Annotated in this window: 19 protein-coding genes and 1 riboswitch; of the genes, 10 read left to right on the forward strand and 9 right to left on the reverse strand. The window is 43.1% G+C overall.

Annotated elements, in window-relative coordinates; translation table 11 throughout:
• Nucleotides 1-51: 51 nt before the first annotated feature.
• The 3 genes from B3F51_RS16005 to B3F51_RS16015 all read right to left on the reverse strand — a co-directional run bounded on the left by B3F51_RS16005 (nt 52) and on the right by B3F51_RS16015 (nt 2175).
• Nucleotides 52-219, reverse strand: coding sequence for a hypothetical protein (locus B3F51_RS16005; RefSeq protein WP_250932876.1), 168 nt, complete (start codon nt 217-219; stop codon nt 52-54).
• A 172-nt stretch (nt 220-391) separates the two neighbouring features.
• Nucleotides 392-604 carry a YjfB family protein gene (locus tag B3F51_RS16010; RefSeq protein ID WP_242871604.1) on the reverse strand — a complete coding sequence of 71 codons (213 nt, stop codon included), beginning with the start codon at nt 602-604 and terminating at the stop codon, nt 392-394.
• Nucleotides 605-798: 194 nt separating this feature from the next.
• Complete coding sequence (locus B3F51_RS16015) at nt 799-2175, reverse strand: GntP family permease (RefSeq protein ID WP_286948105.1); 1377 nt, start codon at nt 2173-2175, stop codon at nt 799-801.
• Between the two features lie 197 nt (nt 2176-2372).
• On the opposite strand from B3F51_RS16015, the gene B3F51_RS16020 reads away from it, so the two are divergent.
• On the forward strand, nt 2373-2789 hold the full coding sequence (locus B3F51_RS16020; protein WP_070371160.1) for a hypothetical protein: 417 nt from the start codon (nt 2373-2375) through the stop codon (nt 2787-2789).
• Between the two features lie 61 nt (nt 2790-2850).
• Here B3F51_RS16020 and B3F51_RS16025 read toward each other — a convergent pair whose 3' ends face one another.
• Both B3F51_RS16025 and B3F51_RS16030 read right to left on the reverse strand, forming a co-directional pair.
• Nucleotides 2851-3495, reverse strand: coding sequence for an HAD hydrolase-like protein (locus tag B3F51_RS16025; RefSeq protein ID WP_070371159.1), 645 nt, complete (start codon nt 3493-3495; stop codon nt 2851-2853).
• A 15-nt stretch (nt 3496-3510) separates the two neighbouring features.
• On the reverse strand, nt 3511-5334 hold the full coding sequence (locus B3F51_RS16030) for a sensor domain-containing protein (RefSeq protein ID WP_286948109.1): 1824 nt from the start codon (nt 5332-5334) through the stop codon (nt 3511-3513).
• Nucleotides 5335-5728: 394 nt separating this feature from the next.
• On the opposite strand from B3F51_RS16030, the gene B3F51_RS16035 reads away from it, so the two are divergent.
• The 9 genes from B3F51_RS16035 (at nt 5729) to hisIE (ending at nt 13483) form a co-directional block, all read left to right on the forward strand.
• Nucleotides 5729-6985, forward strand: a complete 1257-nt coding sequence (locus tag B3F51_RS16035; protein WP_070371157.1) for an ATP phosphoribosyltransferase regulatory subunit — start codon at nt 5729-5731, stop codon at nt 6983-6985.
• The gene (gene hisG / locus B3F51_RS16040) at nt 6986-7606 is read left to right on the forward strand and encodes an ATP phosphoribosyltransferase (RefSeq protein ID WP_070371156.1); all 621 of its coding nucleotides are present in this window, start codon (nt 6986-6988) and stop codon (nt 7604-7606) included. It begins immediately after the preceding gene.
• Nucleotides 7607-7653: 47 nt separating this feature from the next.
• Nucleotides 7654-8934, forward strand: a complete 1281-nt coding sequence (gene hisD, locus B3F51_RS16045; RefSeq protein ID WP_286948112.1) for a histidinol dehydrogenase — start codon at nt 7654-7656, stop codon at nt 8932-8934.
• Entirely contained in the window at nt 8934-9998 is a 1065-nt protein-coding gene (gene hisC, locus B3F51_RS16050; RefSeq protein WP_148636416.1) for a histidinol-phosphate transaminase, read from the forward strand. Before hisD ends, hisC begins: the two co-directional genes overlap by 1 nt.
• Nucleotides 9988-10575 carry an imidazoleglycerol-phosphate dehydratase HisB gene (hisB, locus tag B3F51_RS16055; protein WP_228883345.1) on the forward strand — a complete coding sequence of 196 codons (588 nt, stop codon included), beginning with the start codon at nt 9988-9990 and terminating at the stop codon, nt 10573-10575. The genes hisC and hisB overlap by 11 nt, the downstream gene beginning before the upstream one ends.
• Nucleotides 10576-10771: 196 nt before the next feature.
• Nucleotides 10772-11380 carry an imidazole glycerol phosphate synthase subunit HisH gene (hisH, locus tag B3F51_RS16060; RefSeq protein ID WP_286948114.1) on the forward strand — a complete coding sequence of 203 codons (609 nt, stop codon included), beginning with the start codon at nt 10772-10774 and terminating at the stop codon, nt 11378-11380.
• Nucleotides 11377-12099, forward strand: a complete 723-nt coding sequence (gene hisA, locus B3F51_RS16065) for a 1-(5-phosphoribosyl)-5-[(5-phosphoribosylamino)methylideneamino]imidazole-4-carboxamide isomerase (protein WP_286948116.1) — start codon at nt 11377-11379, stop codon at nt 12097-12099. Before hisH ends, hisA begins: the two co-directional genes overlap by 4 nt.
• Entirely contained in the window at nt 12093-12851 is a 759-nt protein-coding gene (hisF, locus tag B3F51_RS16070) for an imidazole glycerol phosphate synthase subunit HisF (RefSeq protein WP_070371150.1), read from the forward strand. Before hisA ends, hisF begins: the two co-directional genes overlap by 7 nt.
• An 11-nt stretch (nt 12852-12862) precedes the next feature.
• Nucleotides 12863-13483 carry a bifunctional phosphoribosyl-AMP cyclohydrolase/phosphoribosyl-ATP diphosphatase HisIE gene (gene hisIE / locus B3F51_RS16075; protein WP_070371149.1) on the forward strand — a complete coding sequence of 207 codons (621 nt, stop codon included), beginning with the start codon at nt 12863-12865 and terminating at the stop codon, nt 13481-13483.
• Nucleotides 13484-13580: 97 nt separating this feature from the next.
• Here the strand turns inward: hisIE and B3F51_RS16080 are convergent, their stop codons facing one another.
• From B3F51_RS16080 to B3F51_RS16095, 4 genes are all read right to left on the reverse strand, one after another.
• Nucleotides 13581-13958, reverse strand: coding sequence for an arsenic metallochaperone ArsD family protein (locus B3F51_RS16080; RefSeq protein WP_148636412.1), 378 nt, complete (start codon nt 13956-13958; stop codon nt 13581-13583).
• A gap of 225 nt (nt 13959-14183) precedes the next feature.
• A riboswitch (molybdenum cofactor riboswitch) is annotated at nt 14184-14301 on the forward strand.
• Nucleotides 14302-14322: 21 nt separating this feature from the next.
• Nucleotides 14323-14544 carry a hypothetical protein gene (locus B3F51_RS16085; protein WP_070371148.1) on the reverse strand — a complete coding sequence of 74 codons (222 nt, stop codon included), beginning with the start codon at nt 14542-14544 and terminating at the stop codon, nt 14323-14325.
• Entirely contained in the window at nt 14544-14780 is a 237-nt protein-coding gene (locus B3F51_RS16090) for a MoaD/ThiS family protein (RefSeq protein WP_070371147.1), read from the reverse strand. Before B3F51_RS16090 ends, B3F51_RS16085 begins: the two co-directional genes overlap by 1 nt.
• A 51-nt stretch (nt 14781-14831) precedes the next feature.
• Nucleotides 14832-16631 carry an aldehyde ferredoxin oxidoreductase family protein gene (locus B3F51_RS16095; protein ID WP_286948120.1) on the reverse strand — a complete coding sequence of 600 codons (1800 nt, stop codon included), beginning with the start codon at nt 16629-16631 and terminating at the stop codon, nt 14832-14834.
• Between the last annotated feature and the right edge of the window lie 84 nt (nt 16632-16715).

Here is a 16715-nt window from a genome sequence, read left to right on the forward strand (position 1 = left end):
CGAAGCGTTTTTCGCTTCGGTCTTTTTCGTAACTCTTACCGTTCCGTTTCTCTATTCTTCATCCTGATTTTTACAACACCCTTTGCCGATAAAACGATGGCCGATGACAAACCCCGCAATCGTAAAGGCAATTGTAAGCACAACTAAAGCGCACGGGACAATTTTGTCCTTATGAACCGCTACACAGCATTGGCTCTCTTCATTATTTTTACAACACATTTTATTTCCTCCAGCTTTCTTTAGTCTATGATCTGATTTGTACCCCATTTTTTACTTTTAAACCATCAGGCTTGCAATAATTCCCGCAACAGAATATTTATCGAAATTACCTGCACCTTATGTATATTAACAATGAAAAATCCAGCCGGTGTTATAATCCGGCTGGATCCATTTAAATCGAGATATCCAACAACTGGCCGATATTAGGATCTGGTGCAGGACCAGCTACAGTGGCCGACGGAGTCGCTGTTTCGACCATTGCCATCATATCAGTCATTTGCTCTGTACCAGTATCCATTGCCATTTTCATCACCGAAATACTGGCTTGTTGACTAACCTGCATTTGGCTCAAACCCATTGATAGTGCCGCAATATCCATATTCATTCCACCCTTCTTTTTTGTGAATCAATGAAAATTTCATGAAACAAATTCGTTCGAATCAGCCGTTGCCTTAATCTACATTCTAAACACATGTATGTTATCGTACTGCGATGCCTTTACTTTAGGATAATAATACCATAATATGAATAACAATATCTTAATCGTTACATTTAATTTTTAGACTATTAATTACTTAATTATAACACGAATAGCGATAAAATAAAAATAGTTACCATTGCTGTCATTCCCATAATCAGGGTCAATAGCGTCTGGGTACGATAGCCATCCTGGGGTGCCATTGCCCCAAAGTTTGTCACCACCCAAAAGTAGCTATCGTTTGCATGGGATACCGTCATTCCCCCAGCCCCGATCGCCAGCACTGCCAGAACTGCAGATAATGGGGTACTTAAACCTAATGCCGTCATCATTGAGCCAGCGTCTGAATAGCTGCCCATAATTCCTGCCGTCGTAGTCATCGCAACTGTTGAAGATCCTTGAGCCGTTTTTAAAATAGCTGCAATCAGAAATGGAAAAAAGATACCGGCCTGGGATATGAAACCGGCATTGGACTGAATAAATTCAACAAAGCCAGCTGCAACAATCACCTTACCTAAAACCCCACCAGCAGCTGTTACAAATAGTATGGGTCCAACAATCTTCAAGGTTTCATTGGTCAGTTCATAAAAATCTGCTGTTTTTTTTGTTGAAATCAAGAGCCCCAACGCACATAGTAACCCTCCCGTTAGTGCAATCATGGGAGTTCCACAAAAAGCAAAAAATTGACCCAATATTCCGCCAACTGAGAATAAACTGGTAATTGAACCAAGCGCCATCAGTACCACAGGTACCAGAATCGGAGCAACGGAAGCCAGACCACCTGGTATTTCACCATATTCAGAAAGTAGTTCCGCCATATTTTTTTGATAGTCCTGATCCTCAAGTTCATCTTTTGATTTGATTTTTTCACCAATGTATTTTGAGAATATCAGCGCCGCCACTAATGTAGGAATCGACACCAGTGTACCGACACCAATAACTAACAGCAAATTATTTCCAACCCCAAGCGTTCCAGCTGCTGCAATCGGTCCTGGTGTGGGTGGAATAAATACATGAGCCGTATAAAGTCCCGCTGCCAGAGCTACCGTCATGGCTACTGATGAGGTTCTGGTTTTTGTTTGCATTGCTTTGCGAATCGGATCTAAGATTACAAACCCACTATCGCAAAAAACCGGCACTGCGACAACCCATCCTATAATCATCAAAGCCAGTTCAGGATTATTTGGTCCAACCATCTTTACTACAAGGTCTGCCAATTTAATTGCCGCACCAGTTTTTTCCAAGATTAATCCAATTAAAGCACCCAGAATAATCACAATACCAATACTTGTAAATATTCCTGAAAATCCGGATCCTAAAATTCCGGGAATTTCTGAAAGCGGCAATCCGACAACCACAGCAAGGATTAATGAAACACCCATAATCGCTAAAAAGGGGTGGACACCCCATCTTGAAATGGCGATAATCATCACACCAATTGCAATTGAAAATGTACTCATCAAAACCAAACCGGTCATAAAAATACCCCTCTTTTTATTTTAAGCATTCGTCCTGAAATCAGCGAAGCCTAGACGTTCTTACCATACTATTTAATATTCTGGATAAGCTTTTGGCGCAAATCATTCATCCCATTGAGCATTTCATTTGCCATCAAAATGTGTTATGATTAAGATTATTATGATCCACTAGCAAATTATTTAAGGAGAACAATCCGATGCGAAAAAGACTATTTATTGTATGTATTCTATTCCTCTCTATTGCAACACTAGTTGGCTGTATACCGACTTCTGAAAAAGAGTCCGATTCCCTGGGTCTGGAATCCACCGACCGTTATGAGCTTCTTATCGGACTCAATGATGTGAGTACCGGTAAACAAATCATGGATACCCAGGAGGCCATTGAAATAATTAAAATGAAACTTTTAAACCATGTGAGCGGCGTAACACTAACTGTTTCTAATGGCTATTATTATATTGGCGCATTAATTGTAGATGAAACCACACTAAATTGTGTGATTTATGGTGCCAATGACGAATCCATTACCGCCCTTGTTGATGAAATAAACAAAGATCTGAATGTCTCTGTGTTGGTATCCAAAACGCCCAGCAAATACCGTCTAATCACACCATAGCGGGTAATTAGCGTCGGCGCACTGAAGATTATTTGTTCCACTACTGATGCATAAATCCGATTCAATGATCATTTTTTGTTTTAACAATATCAATGACTTTCCAGATATTGTCAATCATGAACGTGGGTTTACACTTTTCAAGAGCAAGGGGTGTATTATAGCCCCAGTTAACCGCAGCAACATCGACCCCAACCTTATGACAGGCTTCAATATCTCGGACTTCGTCACCGATATATAACATTTCACTAGGTTTAATATCATGTTTACGCAGCACCTTCTTGATTTTTTTTGACTTCGACATCAGTGCCGAGCACATGATAAATTCAATCTCATGACTGATGTCGTAAGTTATTAAGAAATCAGAAACAGTTTTCTTTATATTCGAGGTGAGAATGCCAATATGCTTGGTTTCCCGTCTCAACGCCGTAAAAAACGCATGAATATCTGGGGCAAAAGCATGGATTTCATTTGATTCCTTGCGCATCATTTTTTGCCCATCCCGCAGTGCTCGAGGAAATTGATAAAATGGGATATCAACAATTTCCTTTATCTCTTTCACATGAAGATTCTTAATATGCTGAAGTTCTTCCATGGTGACAGTGCTGTATTTATATTTTGTTGCCAGTTCGTTGTATATATTAAAGGCTTTCTCTTCAGTATCCGCAAGGGTACCATCAAAATCGAAAACCACACATTTATAGGCCATAGATGACTCCTCAATTTAATTGTTTTTTTGTTTGTATCCAATCACTTTGCTTTTTAATTTCTTTTCTAATGAATCATGAAAAAAATAGTAATCCAGACCTAATCGCTGCGCCTCATGCATCGCTGCGCTACCAAAGCGGATTAAATCATCCTTAGTATTTGCATGGTCAGGAAATTTTGAAATTCCAATATGGCATTTTAATGTAAATGCGTTTTCCTCAATAACAAAGGGCACCTCAAACAATTTCGATATCAATTGACAAATCTCCATAACTATTTTAATACCCGTGTCACACGGATAAAACAAAACAAACTGATCCGTATAACGACGAACGAAAAGCCCATATTTCCCAACACTACCATATAACCGCTCACTCAAGGACTGCATCAAATGATCTTCAACAGCCTGACCAAATGCGTCACCGACCAAATGAATTCCCTCAACGTGAATAAAAATCAAAGCCAGGTTCTTATCAGGGTTTTTCCCGTTCTTGTCAAAGTAATTATCCAAAACCTGTTCCAACTTATAACGATTGGGTAATTTAGTGACTGGATCCTGAACAAACGCGGCTTCCAAGGCTTTGCGTTTTTCGATAGTTTCTGATACATCGATACCAAGCAGAATATTAGTGTTTTTTCCATCTCTTCTGGAAAAAGTCGCATGATCCCACTGAATATAATGGATATTTCCTTTGTAATCTCTAAAGGGTAATGGTCGTCGAAAATCTAAATTTTCATTAACAAACTTTCGATGTGCACGGTTAAGATTTCCAAAAACATCTCGAAGATTTTTATTTTCGATCTCATCATCAGTAATTCCACTCAATTGCTGAACCACGTGATTAATGTTTCTAACTTCAAAATTACTGTCAAATTCAATAAATAAAAGCCTGCTGTTGTTAAGCACCTTATCTGTGAAAATCAGTTGTGCATTTAGTTCTTCACGTAAATCGACCTGTTTTGTGACATCCTGAAGAATCCCAATGGTTCGAAGATGCTCATTTTCTTTAGTAAAATAATGTCGAATTCGCAAATAGATATCCCGAATTTCACCACGGTTGTTTTTTATCCGGTAATGTGTATCCACTTTTTCCTGCGCCTGAAATGCCCGTAAGAAGGCTTTCCAAACCCGGTTCTGATCATCCTCATAAGCCATCCAGTAGATGATGTCAAGATTCGGCTCGACCTCACCTTCTTCATAGCCAAGTATACTATAAAGCTCTTTTGACCAGTAAATTTTTTTTGTTAAATAATTCATTTCCCAATAGCCCAAATGGGCAAGATGCTGAATTTCTAACAGTTCTTCTTTCTGCTGACTGATATACTCATCCTTTTCATAGGTATTTTTCAAATCCGTACCGGTTACCACCATGTAGGTTTTTTCACGTCCCTTTTTACTGTTTATCTTCAACGGTTTAAAAACTAGATGAATTGGAATTACCTCACCACTTTTATGATAAAACTTGATATCCCTTTCATACACACCCTTTTCAGCAATCGCTTTTTTTAATTGGTCCATCTCGTCTTCAAAAACATAGTCCATCGGAATCCGTTGGATACTTTTTCCGATAATTTTATCTGCTGGTTTTCCCTGATACTTCAAAAATGTTTCGTTTGCTTTATGTATGATTCCATTTTTATCAACTACAACAATACTATCTGTCACTTGATTGAATACTCCCTGAAACACCTTTTCAGCCTGTTCCCACTCTTCCCGCCGATTATTGATTTTAACGAGATGATAGATAATTGTCCCTGCCAAACAAAAAATAACAATGGTTCCTAATATTACCATTGTTGTTATATTCTCTCCTAAAAAAATATTTATCTCATTTTGCATAATGAACACCTTGCTTTCTGATGTATCATGTAATCGGCATATCAACCAAGCTATTTGTTCAAAGATGATACTTAGGATATTTGCCTTCAATTCACAGATATATTATAATACATACTGTCAACAAAATCCATTACTGTCCATTTTTATTTTTTTAAATTGGACTATCTATTTTGAACTACATCTATTTTTGTCGCCGACATGTAGATAACAATGAACATATTTGGAATCAATCATACACCAATAATCTAATCGTCCTTGCTTGTAACAAGCATCCGGCAGAAGGAAATTTGATAAATCACTTAAAAAGCTTTGACAAATTGTGAATTCATGCTACAATAGAGCTAACACTTTACCAGACTACAGCAATAAAGCAAATATGAACAAGGAGGTTCACATGCTTTTCAATTATACCATCGATGGATTCGAAAACATCCAGCATCAGGATTATTTTGCCTTGCAGCAAATCAATCATAAACTTATGTCACTTTACCGGTCCTTTGGCTATCATCAGATTTCCACCCCCACCTTTGAAACCTACGACCTTTACGTCAATGAAGATTCTATCCCCAGCGATGATCTCTTTAAGCTGGTGAATCATCAGGGCAAGGTCCTTGTCTTGAAGCCCGATGCCACCTTGCCGGTGACCCGTATGGCTGCTATGAACCATCCCAATGCTCAGGATGTCATTAAATTTTCTTATGAGACCAACATTTATCGTAATTTTTCATCACCAGAGATCATCAAAAAAGAGATTACCCAAATTGGGATCGAATATTTTGGCAACAACAGCCCGGAATGTGACGGCGAAGTGATTGCCCTGGCGATCCGTTCCCTGCTTCAAAACGGCATTAACGATGTCCATATTGATCTGGGCCATGTCGGCTTCATCAATTTTCTTTTTGACGATTTGGCCTTTTCCGCCAAAGAGAAGGCTACCCTATTTAAATACATCGAAAACAAAAACATTGGCGACATCGCCAACTATCTGGAAAAGCTGGCCTTGCCGGATGATAAAAAAGCCATCATTCTTAAACTGCCACTGCTTTATGGCGAGCCTAAAACGGTATTAAAACAGATGGAAGCCCTGTGCATCAATGATAAAATGCGTCAGGTTGTCGAAAAAATTTCTGAAATCTACGCCCATCTGGAGATCATTGGCCTGGCTGATTATGTCAGTTTTGATCTTGGTTTTACCAATCAGATGAACTATTACAGCGATATCAACTTTAAAGGTTATATCAACAGCTGTGGCGAGCCGGTGATCAGCGGCGGACGCTACAACCATTTATCCGAAAAATTCGGTATTCCCCGTCCGGCCTGCGGTTTTGCCATCGATCTGCTCAAAGTGATTGATTACATGGAGCAACATCAGCTACTGCCCCGGGATGACCAGCGGATCCATGTGCTTTTTTATGAAAAAGCACAAAAAGCCAACGCCTACAAAATGGCCGAGCAATTGCGATCTCAAGGAGCCATTGCCGAAGTTTTCTTGATGAATGAAACGAAAGAAACGCATGCTTTGTCTTTCCAGGCAAATGCCCTTTATAAAAATGCCGCCCTGTACTTTATAATGGACGGCAAACTCTTTTCCGAAAACAACGGAAATTTTTCAGAAATCAAAACAATTAGTTCCGAAAGCGAGGTGCAATAAATGGTCATCCGATTCGCCCTGGCCAAGGGCCGTGTCGCCAAAAAAGCGATTGAGCTGTTAATTGATCTCGGTTATGTTTTTTCCGACTACTCGGAAAAAAGCCGCAAACTGATCTTTACCGATACCACCGGTGCTATTGAGTTTTTTCTGGTGAAATCACCGGATGTTCCCACGTATGTCGAAAAAGGCGCCGCCGATATTGGGATTGTCGGCAAGGATGTGCTGCTGGAACACCCGGCCCAGGTTTATGAGATGCTAAACCTTGACATCGGCAAATGCAAAATGTGCGTGGCTGGCTTTGAAAACCGTCCCATCCCCTATGGTAAAAAAATGGTGGTCGGTACCAAATACCCGGTTATCGCCAAAGAATACTTTCATACCAAAAACCAACTGGTCGATATCATTAAAATCAATGGCTCGGTGGAGCTGGCCCCGCTGATTGGTCTGGCCGACTGCATCGTCGATATCGTCGAAAGCGGCAGCACCTTGAAAGAAAACGGACTATCGGTGCTGGCAGAAATCTGCGAGATCAGCTCCCGATTGATTGTCAATCAGGTCAGCCTGAAAACTAAACGGGAAATGATCGACCCCATTATCAAGGCATTTGAAAACCAGTTGTAGTTATTAGTGACGAGAGCTGGTTATTTAATTAAATCGAGAGGAATAAAATGAAAACTATCACTTATAAACAAGGGATGGACCTTGACACCATCTTAAAACGCAACGACGATGAGCGGGAGGATATTCGCAACGCCGTTCTGGAAATAATTAAGGGCGTCAAAAAAGAAGGCAATGCCGCTCTTTTGTATTATACGCAAGCCCTTGATCACTGTGTTCTCACCCACTTGCAGGTCACCGAAGCAGAAATTGATGAAGCCTTTGCCGCGGTTCCCGCTGAACTTCTGGATATCATCCGGGAAGCGGCCGAGAACATTCGTGATTTTCACGAAAAACAGTTAGAAACTACCTGGACCTACACGCCCCAACCTGGGGTCATCCTGGGTCAGCACATCACACCGATTGAACGGGTCGGCCTCTATGTCCCCGGTGGCAAAGCAACCTACCCCTCGACCGTGCTGATGGATGCCATTCCGGCGCTGGTGGCCGGGGTCAAGTCCCTGGTGATGGTGACGCCACCGGGTCGGGACGGCAAAATCAATCCCACGATCCTGGCGGCCGCCAAAATTGCCGGCGTCCACGAAATTTATAAAATCGGCGGCGCCCAGGCGGTTGCCGCCCTGGCCTATGGCACGGAAACCATCAAAGCGGTTAATAAGATTGTCGGTCCCGGGAATATTTATGTCGCCACCGCTAAAAAAGAAGTTTTTGGCAAGGTCGATATCGATATGATTGCCGGTCCCAGCGAGGTCCTGATCATTGCTGATGAAAATGCCAACCCGGTTTATGCCGCCGCTGACCTGCTGTCGCAAGCCGAACACGATGAACTGGCGATGCCGATTCTGGTGACGACCTCAGCGGAGCTCGGCAATCAGGTTATCGATGAAGTCTACCGCCAGATCAGTGAAGACTTAAGCCGCAAAGAAATCGCCAAAAAATCTGTCGATGATTATGGCTTTATCTTTATTGTCAAAGATCTCGACGAGGCCTTTGAGCTGTCCAACCAGATTGCGCCCGAGCATCTGGAACTGCTGATCGAACACCCGATGGATTCGCTGGAAAAAGTAAATAATGCCGGGGCCATCTTTATGGGTGCCTACACCCCAGAACCCCTGGGCGATTATTTTGCCGGGCCCAACCACACTTTGCCGACCTCCGGCACAGCTAAATTCTCTTCTCCTCTGGGAGTCTATGATTATTTGAAAAAATCCAGCATCCTATCCTATGATCAGGCCGCATTGCAGTCAGTCTATCCCAAGATTGCCGCCTTTGCCCGTTGTGAAGGATTGGATGCCCATGCCAAAGCAGTTGAAAGGCGGTTTGAAGACTAATGGAATCACTGATACGAAAAAATATTCAGCAATTAATTGCCTACAAGGTCGATGCCCCGCAGTTTGAGATCGTCGTCAATGCCAATGAAAGTCCTTATGACTTTCCCATGCAGCTCAAACGAAAATTCTGCGACGAAATCTGTAACACTGATTTAAATCGCTACCCGGAGGCCTGTTTTCCGGAACTGATCGCAGCCATTAGTGACTACACCGGTGTCCCGGGCGAAGGCATTATCTGCGGTTCCGGCTCGGATGAGCTGATTGCGATGATCAACCAGGCCTTTGTCGATCCCGGTGATGTGGTGGTCTCCCACTCACCGTCCTTTGCCATGTATGATATCTGGGCCACCATTGCCAATGCCCGACATATCATGGTCCCCGATCTGCCGAGCCACATTCCCGACGTGGAGGGGTTGATTGCAGCGGCTTGTGAGAATCAGGCCAAACTGCTTTATATCTGTAACCCTAACAACCCCACCGGCTATATTTTTAGTCGAGCGGATATTGTCAAAATATTGGATTCGGTCCCTTCACTGGTGATCCTCGACGAAGCCTATATCGAGTTCTTTGGTGAATCGGGCGTTGATCTGCTGGAAAAATACCCCCGCCTGCTGGTGCTGCGGACCTTGTCTAAAGCCTTCGGTCTGGCTGGTATCCGCTGTGGCTATGCCCTCGGCAACAGTGAAATAATTGATATTCTTTACAAGGTTAAGGGTCCCTACAATCTCAATGTGCTGACCCAGAAATTGGCCGTTATCGCCCTTAAAAACTGCGATGCGATCCTGCGTAATCTGGAAATTTTAAGGGCCGAGCGCCAAAATGCGATGCAGGTGCTGGAGACCTTTCCGGGCCTGACCCTTTATCCCTCCGGCGCCAATTTTATTTATTTTGAAAGCGACCGGGCTGAAGCCATCTATCAGGCGCTCCTGAAACGAAACATCCTGATTAAACGCTTTGCCGAGACAGACGTGACTCCCGGCAGTATTCGTTTTTCGATGGGCAAACCCCAGGAAAACCAAAAGATTCTGGATATTATCCGGGAGGTCGTGTACAATGAAGCGTAAAAGCACCTTAAGCCGGTCCACCACCGAAACTGAAATTTCGCTATCACTTAATCTTGACGGCTCGGGAATCGCCCAGATCAACACCGGCGTCGGTTTTTTTGATCATATGCTGACGCTCTTCACCAAGCATGGCAAATTTGATCTGACCATCGACGCTCATGGTGACGAGGCTGACAACCACCATGCCATCGAAGACATTGGCATTCTGCTGGGAAAAGCCTTTTATGATGCCTTGGGTGACAAGGCTGGCATCAATCGCTATGCTTTCCAGTTCACTCCTATGGATGAGGCCCTGTGCCGCACCTGTGTGGACATCAGCGGCCGCAGTTACCTGGTTTTCGATGTCCCCCTGACCCGGGAATTCATTGGTGACTTTGAAACAGAAATGCTGGAAGAGTTCTTTATTGCCTTCACCAGCAACAGCAAAATGACCCTCCATGTGGCTTCCCTCTATGGCAAGAACAACCACCATATTGTCGAAGGCATTTTTAAATCGCTGGGCCGCACGCTAAAAGACGCCTGCTCGATCGCAGCTGGCAACACCGAAATTCCATCCACTAAAGGAATAATCGAATAGGTAATTGCGAAACTACCGTGAGCTTTGCGCCCAGTTTCCACGAAACAATTTTTACACTGTACGGCGGACAGTTCGTTGAACTGTTCGCCTACACGTTACAAAATTGTTTGTGGAAAATGCACATAAAGCAACCGTTGTTCAATGCTTTTTCATTTCGCGATTACCTAGGAAAAATAAAATAACAGGAGGACAACCATTGATCGCAATTGTCGACTACGATGTCGGAAATTTAAAAAATGTCGCTACTGCCCTGGGTGATGTCGGTCTTTCCGGCACCATCACCCGAGATAAAAAGATTCTGGATGCGGCTGACGCCATCATTCTACCCGGGGTTGGAGCTTTCTCTGACGCCATGGATAACCTCAGAAAATTTGATCTCATTGATGCTCTGAATGATAATGTCAAAAAAGGCAAAATTCTGATGGGTATTTGTTTGGGCATGCAGCTGCTTTTTGATAAAAGCTACGAGGACGGCGAATTTTTCGGACTCTCTTATATCCCCGGCGAAATCGTCAAATTCGACGCCCCCGGGATAAAAATCCCCCATATGGGCTGGAACAATCTGGTGATTAACCGGGACAGCCCGCTGGTCAAAAACATCGGCACCGAAGACTATGTCTACTTTGTCCATTCCTACTATGCCAAACCAGACAACTTTGATGATGTGGTGGCTTATGCAAAATACAGTGTCAAGGTACCCGCCATTGTTCAAAAAGACAACGTCATTGGGATGCAGTTTCATCCGGAAAAAAGCTCAAATGTGGGCTTTAAACTACTAACGAACTTTAAGGAGATGATATCATGATTGTGTTTCCAGCCATCGATTTAAAAAACGGCAAATGCGTCCGTCTGATGCAAGGACAGAAGGATGCCGAAACCATATATTTTGACAACCCGGTGGATGTCGCCCTGAAATGGCAATCTAAAGGTGCACAGTATCTGCATCTGGTCGATCTGGATGGAGCCTTTGACGGCCAACCGAAAAATCTGGAACTGATTAAGGATATTGTCGCCGCGCTGGATATTCCCGTCGAACTGGGCGGTGGTATCCGGACGCTGGAAATTGCCAAAGACTATATTGACAGCGGCGTCGCCCGAATCATCATTGGTACCCAGGCGGTAAAAGATTTCGATTTTATTGTCAAACTCCTGGATCTTTATGATGAAAAAGTCTGCGTCTCCATTGACGCTAAAAACGGTCTAGTTTGTACCGAAGGCTGGGTTGAGAGCAGCAATATTGAGGCCCTGGAACTGGCCAGCAACCTGGAAAAACTGGGTCTGTCGACTCTGGTTTATACCGACATATCAAAAGACGGCATGATGACTGGTCCAAATTTTGAGATGCTCAAGCTACTCAATGACAACTTAAAAATTGATATTATCGCTTCCGGCGGCATCTCCAAATCAGCCGACCTGATCCGTCTTCAGGAAATGGGACTTTACGGCGCCATTACCGGAAAAGCACTTTATGAAGGGGCCATCGATCTGGAAAAACTGTTGCAAGAGGAGCTTAAATCATGCTGACCAAACGAATCATCCCCTGCCTGGACGTGGATCACGGCCGGGTAGTAAAAGGTAAAAAATTTCAGGATATTCAGGATGTTGCCGATCCGGTCGAACTGGGCCGATACTACTCCGACCAGGGTGCCGACGAGCTGGTTTTCTACGATATAACGGCCAGTTATGAAGATCGGGACATCTTTATCCATATTGTTGAGAAAGTTGCTGAAGCGATCCGCATCCCCTTTACCATCGGGGGCGGAATCAGCAAGGTTGAAGATTTCCGCAAAGTGCTGATGGCCGGCGCTGATAAGGTCTCAGTTAATTCATCAGCCGTTAAAAACCCCCAATTGATTCGCGAGGCAGCCCTTCGTTTTGGCGCCCAATGTGTGGTTTTATCGATCGATGCCAAACGCAATAATAAAGGTTCCTGGGATGTCTACGTTAAAGGCGGCCGGGAAAACACCGGTATCGATGCGATTGAGTGGGCGAAACAAGGCCAGGACCTGGGGGCCGGAGAGATTTGTATCAACTCCATCGATACCGATGGGGTAAAAAAAGGCTATGATCTGGAGCTCAACCAGAAACTCTCCCGTCTTTTGACCATTCCGATTATTGCCTCCGGCGGAGCCGGAAAAATGGAAGACTTTGCTGAAGTATTAAAAGTAGGCGCCGATGCGGCCCTGGCGGCATCCGTTTTTCACTATAAAGAAATTCCCATTGCTGATTTGAAAAATTATTTACATGATCAGCAAATACCTGTCAGACGGGTATAGAAAGGTAAAACATGGATTTAGAAAATATAAAATATAATGAAGCGGGACTGGTTCCTGCCATCGTTCAGGATTATGAAACCCGTCAGGTGCTGATGATGGCCTGGATGAATGAAGAAGCGTTGAAAATGACCCTGGATACTAAAAAAGCCACTTTTTACAGCCGCAGCCGCCAGGCTCTGTGGGTAAAGGGCGAAACTTCCGGCAATACTCAAACCGTGGTAAAAGTTGATTATGACTGCGACGGCGATACGCTGCTTCTTCAAGTCATTCCAGCAGGCCCTGCCTGCCATACCGGCAACACCTCCTGTTTCTATCGCAGTCTGGCAGTGAATCCCGAAACAAACCTGGGCAACATGGAAGTATTGACGATGCTTTATCATCTTATAGCTGACCGAAAAACAAACCCGGTAGAAGGTTCCTACACGAATTATTTGTTTGAAAAAGGCGTTGATAAAATCTGTAAAAAAATTGGTGAAGAAGCGGCTGAAACAATTATTGCCGCTAAAAACAATGATCCTGATGAACTAATTTATGAAGCTTCAGATCTGATCTATCACTTGCTGGTATTGCTCAATAATCAGAATGTCGACCTGGAATCGCTATTCCATGAGCTGACTAAACGCCATAAATAAGTCTTTCAAAAGCCGATTAAATAAACGTTAATCGGCTTTTTTTAGACTATTTTATCCAAACAATAAGGGGCGCTTGCCACACCCCCTACTGCTCCAATTAACAACAATCACCGCCGCAAAAACTACGATTGGCCATTTTGGCTTTCATCAACATCATAACCAGTTCGTCCTGCGTCATTCCTGACCAGGTTGCTAAATCAAGGTTCGATGGATAGGAACCGCAACGTTTTATTTCACCATCCACTACAGTAACTGGCAGTGCATCCGAGCCATTTTTTTCAATAATCTCACTGATTTCCCTATTTCTGGTGAATACATCCGGATTTTCAATCAAACCGTATCGCAACACTTTTTTTCCTTCACTCGTTAACGCCCGAAGCATCGTTTTAATCCTTAAGACTTCCCGATCCGCTCCCGATCCGCAACCATTGCCACTATCGCATATTACCGAATCATATATCTCAATTATCTTCATTTTTATCAACTTAGTTCATCCCTATTTATCTTGAAGTCAATCAGATTTCGATGAACTACCTTTCATAGAACTACCTTTCATATTAGTATGATTCTAAAATAATCGAATTGACTGATTCTGTCAAGTTATCTTGCAAATCACTTAAGATGTTATACAGTTAGTTTGATAAAATATTTATATTAAAGCCAACCATATTTTTATTGCACTTACGTTATTAATCGTGTATAATATAGATACTCCGAAGTTTAAGATTTCTAAGGTGCTTGCTATGAACTTAAACCCGTAGGGTATAATCGGAAACGGTTATGTCTCCCATTGTGGAAAAGGGGCTTGACAGAATAATTTTTTTGTCATTTTGCATTGTTTAAGTGCAGAAAAAAAAGGCCATTCCATCAGGAGTGGCCTTTTTTTTCCCTGAACGTCCCTGAATTTTATTTATTTGTAACCGAAATACGTAAATCAGGACACTTTCTTTTAGACGCCAAAGCCGGACTAACCAACCGGTTTTTGGTTGTTTTTTGAAAAAATGTCTTATGTAAAAGCCAAGCCCGATTATTATCAAATCTCCGGGCTTGGCTTTTATCATCAACCTCCTGCAACAGGAGGAAAAATCGCCATATATCCATCTTCTTTAATGGGAACCGCAAGCATGGCATCAACTTTCCCGTCAACCCCATCGACGATAAGAGCTGCAATTTCCGGCGCGGTGATACCCAAACTATCGATGACATCCTGTCCTGTCATTCCCGGGGTATAATCCATTTCGACGATCTTCCCTCGGCCCTCCCGAAAATTTGCAAATAATTTTATTTTGATTGACATGTTTCCTCCTAAAACGAAAGGGACGATCAAAGATCGTCCCTTAAATTTATTCTATAATAAACCTAATTTTTCAAGACGTTCTTCCGTTGGAATACCATCTTCATCCCAGCCGCGTTCTTTGTAGTACAGTGGCAGCAATTCATCCAGTTTATGAACCCAACCTTTTGTTGGTCCATCTGGCATTGCTTCTTCTAATAAACGTGGTGGCAAGGTATCTTCTTCTGGTGAAATACCAGCTTCTAAATTAAAGAGTTTTTCCAGATTCCAGATTCGTTCACCAGCTAACAAAACATCTTCAGCCGTCCATTCGGTTCCCAGAACCTCGTTGAGCATGTCAGCATATTGCTGAGCACCCAAAGCAAATGAGGTGAACAGACATAAGCCAGTGGAATCGATAACTGCAGTCAGATCCTGGAATACTTTTGCCCATACTTCTTTACCTGAGAGATCAAAACGATCCAGTTTTTCGGGTAAACCAAGGATTTCAGGAGAAATCAGGTAGCCACGAACATGGCATCCACCACGGTTGGAGGTTGCATATTGAAGACCCATCCCCTGGATTCCACGAGGGTCATATGCTGGCAAGTCTTGTTTCTTAACCGACATGGAGTATTCAGGAACGCCAAAGAAATCAGCCAATCGGTAGGAACCACGGGCCAGTAAATCACCAAAGCCTTCTCGATTCCCCATTTTTTTGAGCCAATGAACGACTGACTCAGCGTTTCCGAATTTTAGGATCACATCATCATCAAGCATTTCGTCAGTGATATAACCACGTTGGTACAATTCCATGGCAGCAGCTAAAGTCGCACCAGCAGAAATGGTATCTAAACCCAGTTCATTACACCAGTAGTTCGCATCGATAACCACTTCCATATCGTCGATACCTAAGTCACCTGCAAACACCCAGAGGGTTTCATATTCAGGTCCACCGATGCCATCAGGACTCTTATCGCTTTTGACCCAGCGACCACAGCCAATTGGGCAATGATGACAAGGATTACGCTTGATCAGATATTTTTCAGTCATGGTTTCGCCGCTAACAGCTTCAGCGTCCGGATCCTGACCGCCCTGGAAGTTATTAGTTGGATAAACACCATGTTCATTGATAATATTAACCAGGACAGCGGTTCCATAGGTTGGTAAACCACCACCCGTAACGCCATTCTCTTTTAACATTGCACGGCATTCTTTAGTAACTGCTTTTAATCCTTCTACATTGGCAATTTCCGGTTTTAAATTTCCTTTAACAGTAATAGCTTTTAAGTTTTTCGAACCCATTACTGCCCCAACACCGGAGCGACCAGCAGCTCGATCTTTTTCATTCATGATCGCTGCCATTTGAGACAGCTTTTCACCAGCTGGACCAATCGTTAATACCTTTGAGCCTGGTTGTTTTTCAGCCAGCAAATCACTGGCTTCTGTGGTGTATTTCCCCCACAGATCCAAAGCCGGTAAGATCTCTACCTTGTCTTCATCAATATTAATGTAGACCGGGAGACTGGCTTTCCCTTCAATGATAATGGCATCATAGCCAGCATACTTCAGGTAGGCGCCCCATTCTCCACCAGAGTTTGAAGAAGCAATACAGCCTGTTAGCGGCGATTTTGTAACGACCATGTACCGACCACCGGTAGGTGTCGCTGTCCCCGACAACGGACCATTGATAAAGACAATCTTATTTTCTGCGGCAAAAGGATCAACCTGTGGATCAACCTCATCCATATACAGCTTTGTTCCTAAACCACGACCACCAATATATTTTTTTGCCAACTCAAAATCCAGATCTTCAGTTGTCACTTCATTGGTCGTCAAATTGACACGTAAAATTTTTCCCATGTAACCAAACATTTCGTACGCCTCCTAAATTTTATTTATTTGTAACCACTATCATTATACCCAAATAGTATCCGTTATTCAATGGGTTAAAGGAAA

The sequence above is a fragment of the Acetobacterium sp. UBA5834 genome (assembly GCF_002435675.1).
Taxonomy (GTDB): Bacteria; Bacillota; Clostridia; order Eubacteriales; family Eubacteriaceae; genus Acetobacterium; species Acetobacterium wieringae.

Bases quoted from the DNA above. Each gene is read 5' to 3' on its own strand.
- B3F51_RS16090 (WP_070371147.1), bottom strand. From the start codon at position 14,780: ATGTCAATCAAAATAAAATTATTTGCAAATTTTCGGGAGGGCCGAGGG.
- hisD (WP_286948112.1), top strand. From the start codon at position 7,654: ATGAAAACTATCACTTATAAACAAGGGATGGACCTTGACACCATCTTA.
- hisA (WP_286948116.1), top strand. From the start codon at position 11,377: ATGATTGTGTTTCCAGCCATCGATTTAAAAAACGGCAAATGCGTCCGT.
- B3F51_RS16010 (WP_242871604.1), bottom strand. From the start codon at position 604: ATGAATATGGATATTGCGGCACTATCAATGGGTTTGAGCCAAATGCAG.
- hisB (WP_228883345.1), top strand. From the start codon at position 9,988: ATGAAGCGTAAAAGCACCTTAAGCCGGTCCACCACCGAAACTGAAATT.
- B3F51_RS16005 (WP_250932876.1), bottom strand. From the start codon at position 219: ATGTGTTGTAAAAATAATGAAGAGAGCCAATGCTGTGTAGCGGTTCAT.
- hisIE (WP_070371149.1), top strand. From the start codon at position 12,863: ATGGATTTAGAAAATATAAAATATAATGAAGCGGGACTGGTTCCTGCC.
- B3F51_RS16095 (WP_286948120.1), bottom strand. From the start codon at position 16,631: ATGTTTGGTTACATGGGAAAAATTTTACGTGTCAATTTGACGACCAAT.
- B3F51_RS16035 (WP_070371157.1), top strand. From the start codon at position 5,729: ATGCTTTTCAATTATACCATCGATGGATTCGAAAACATCCAGCATCAG.
- hisG (WP_070371156.1), top strand. From the start codon at position 6,986: ATGGTCATCCGATTCGCCCTGGCCAAGGGCCGTGTCGCCAAAAAAGCG.
- hisF (WP_070371150.1), top strand. From the start codon at position 12,093: ATGCTGACCAAACGAATCATCCCCTGCCTGGACGTGGATCACGGCCGG.
- hisC (WP_148636416.1), top strand. From the start codon at position 8,934: ATGGAATCACTGATACGAAAAAATATTCAGCAATTAATTGCCTACAAG.
- B3F51_RS16030 (WP_286948109.1), bottom strand. From the start codon at position 5,334: ATGCAAAATGAGATAAATATTTTTTTAGGAGAGAATATAACAACAATG.
- B3F51_RS16015 (WP_286948105.1), bottom strand. From the start codon at position 2,175: ATGACCGGTTTGGTTTTGATGAGTACATTTTCAATTGCAATTGGTGTG.
- B3F51_RS16025 (WP_070371159.1), bottom strand. From the start codon at position 3,495: ATGGCCTATAAATGTGTGGTTTTCGATTTTGATGGTACCCTTGCGGAT.
- B3F51_RS16080 (WP_148636412.1), bottom strand. From the start codon at position 13,958: ATGAAGATAATTGAGATATATGATTCGGTAATATGCGATAGTGGCAAT.
- B3F51_RS16020 (WP_070371160.1), top strand. From the start codon at position 2,373: ATGCGAAAAAGACTATTTATTGTATGTATTCTATTCCTCTCTATTGCA.
- B3F51_RS16085 (WP_070371148.1), bottom strand. From the start codon at position 14,544: ATGATAAAAGCCAAGCCCGGAGATTTGATAATAATCGGGCTTGGCTTT.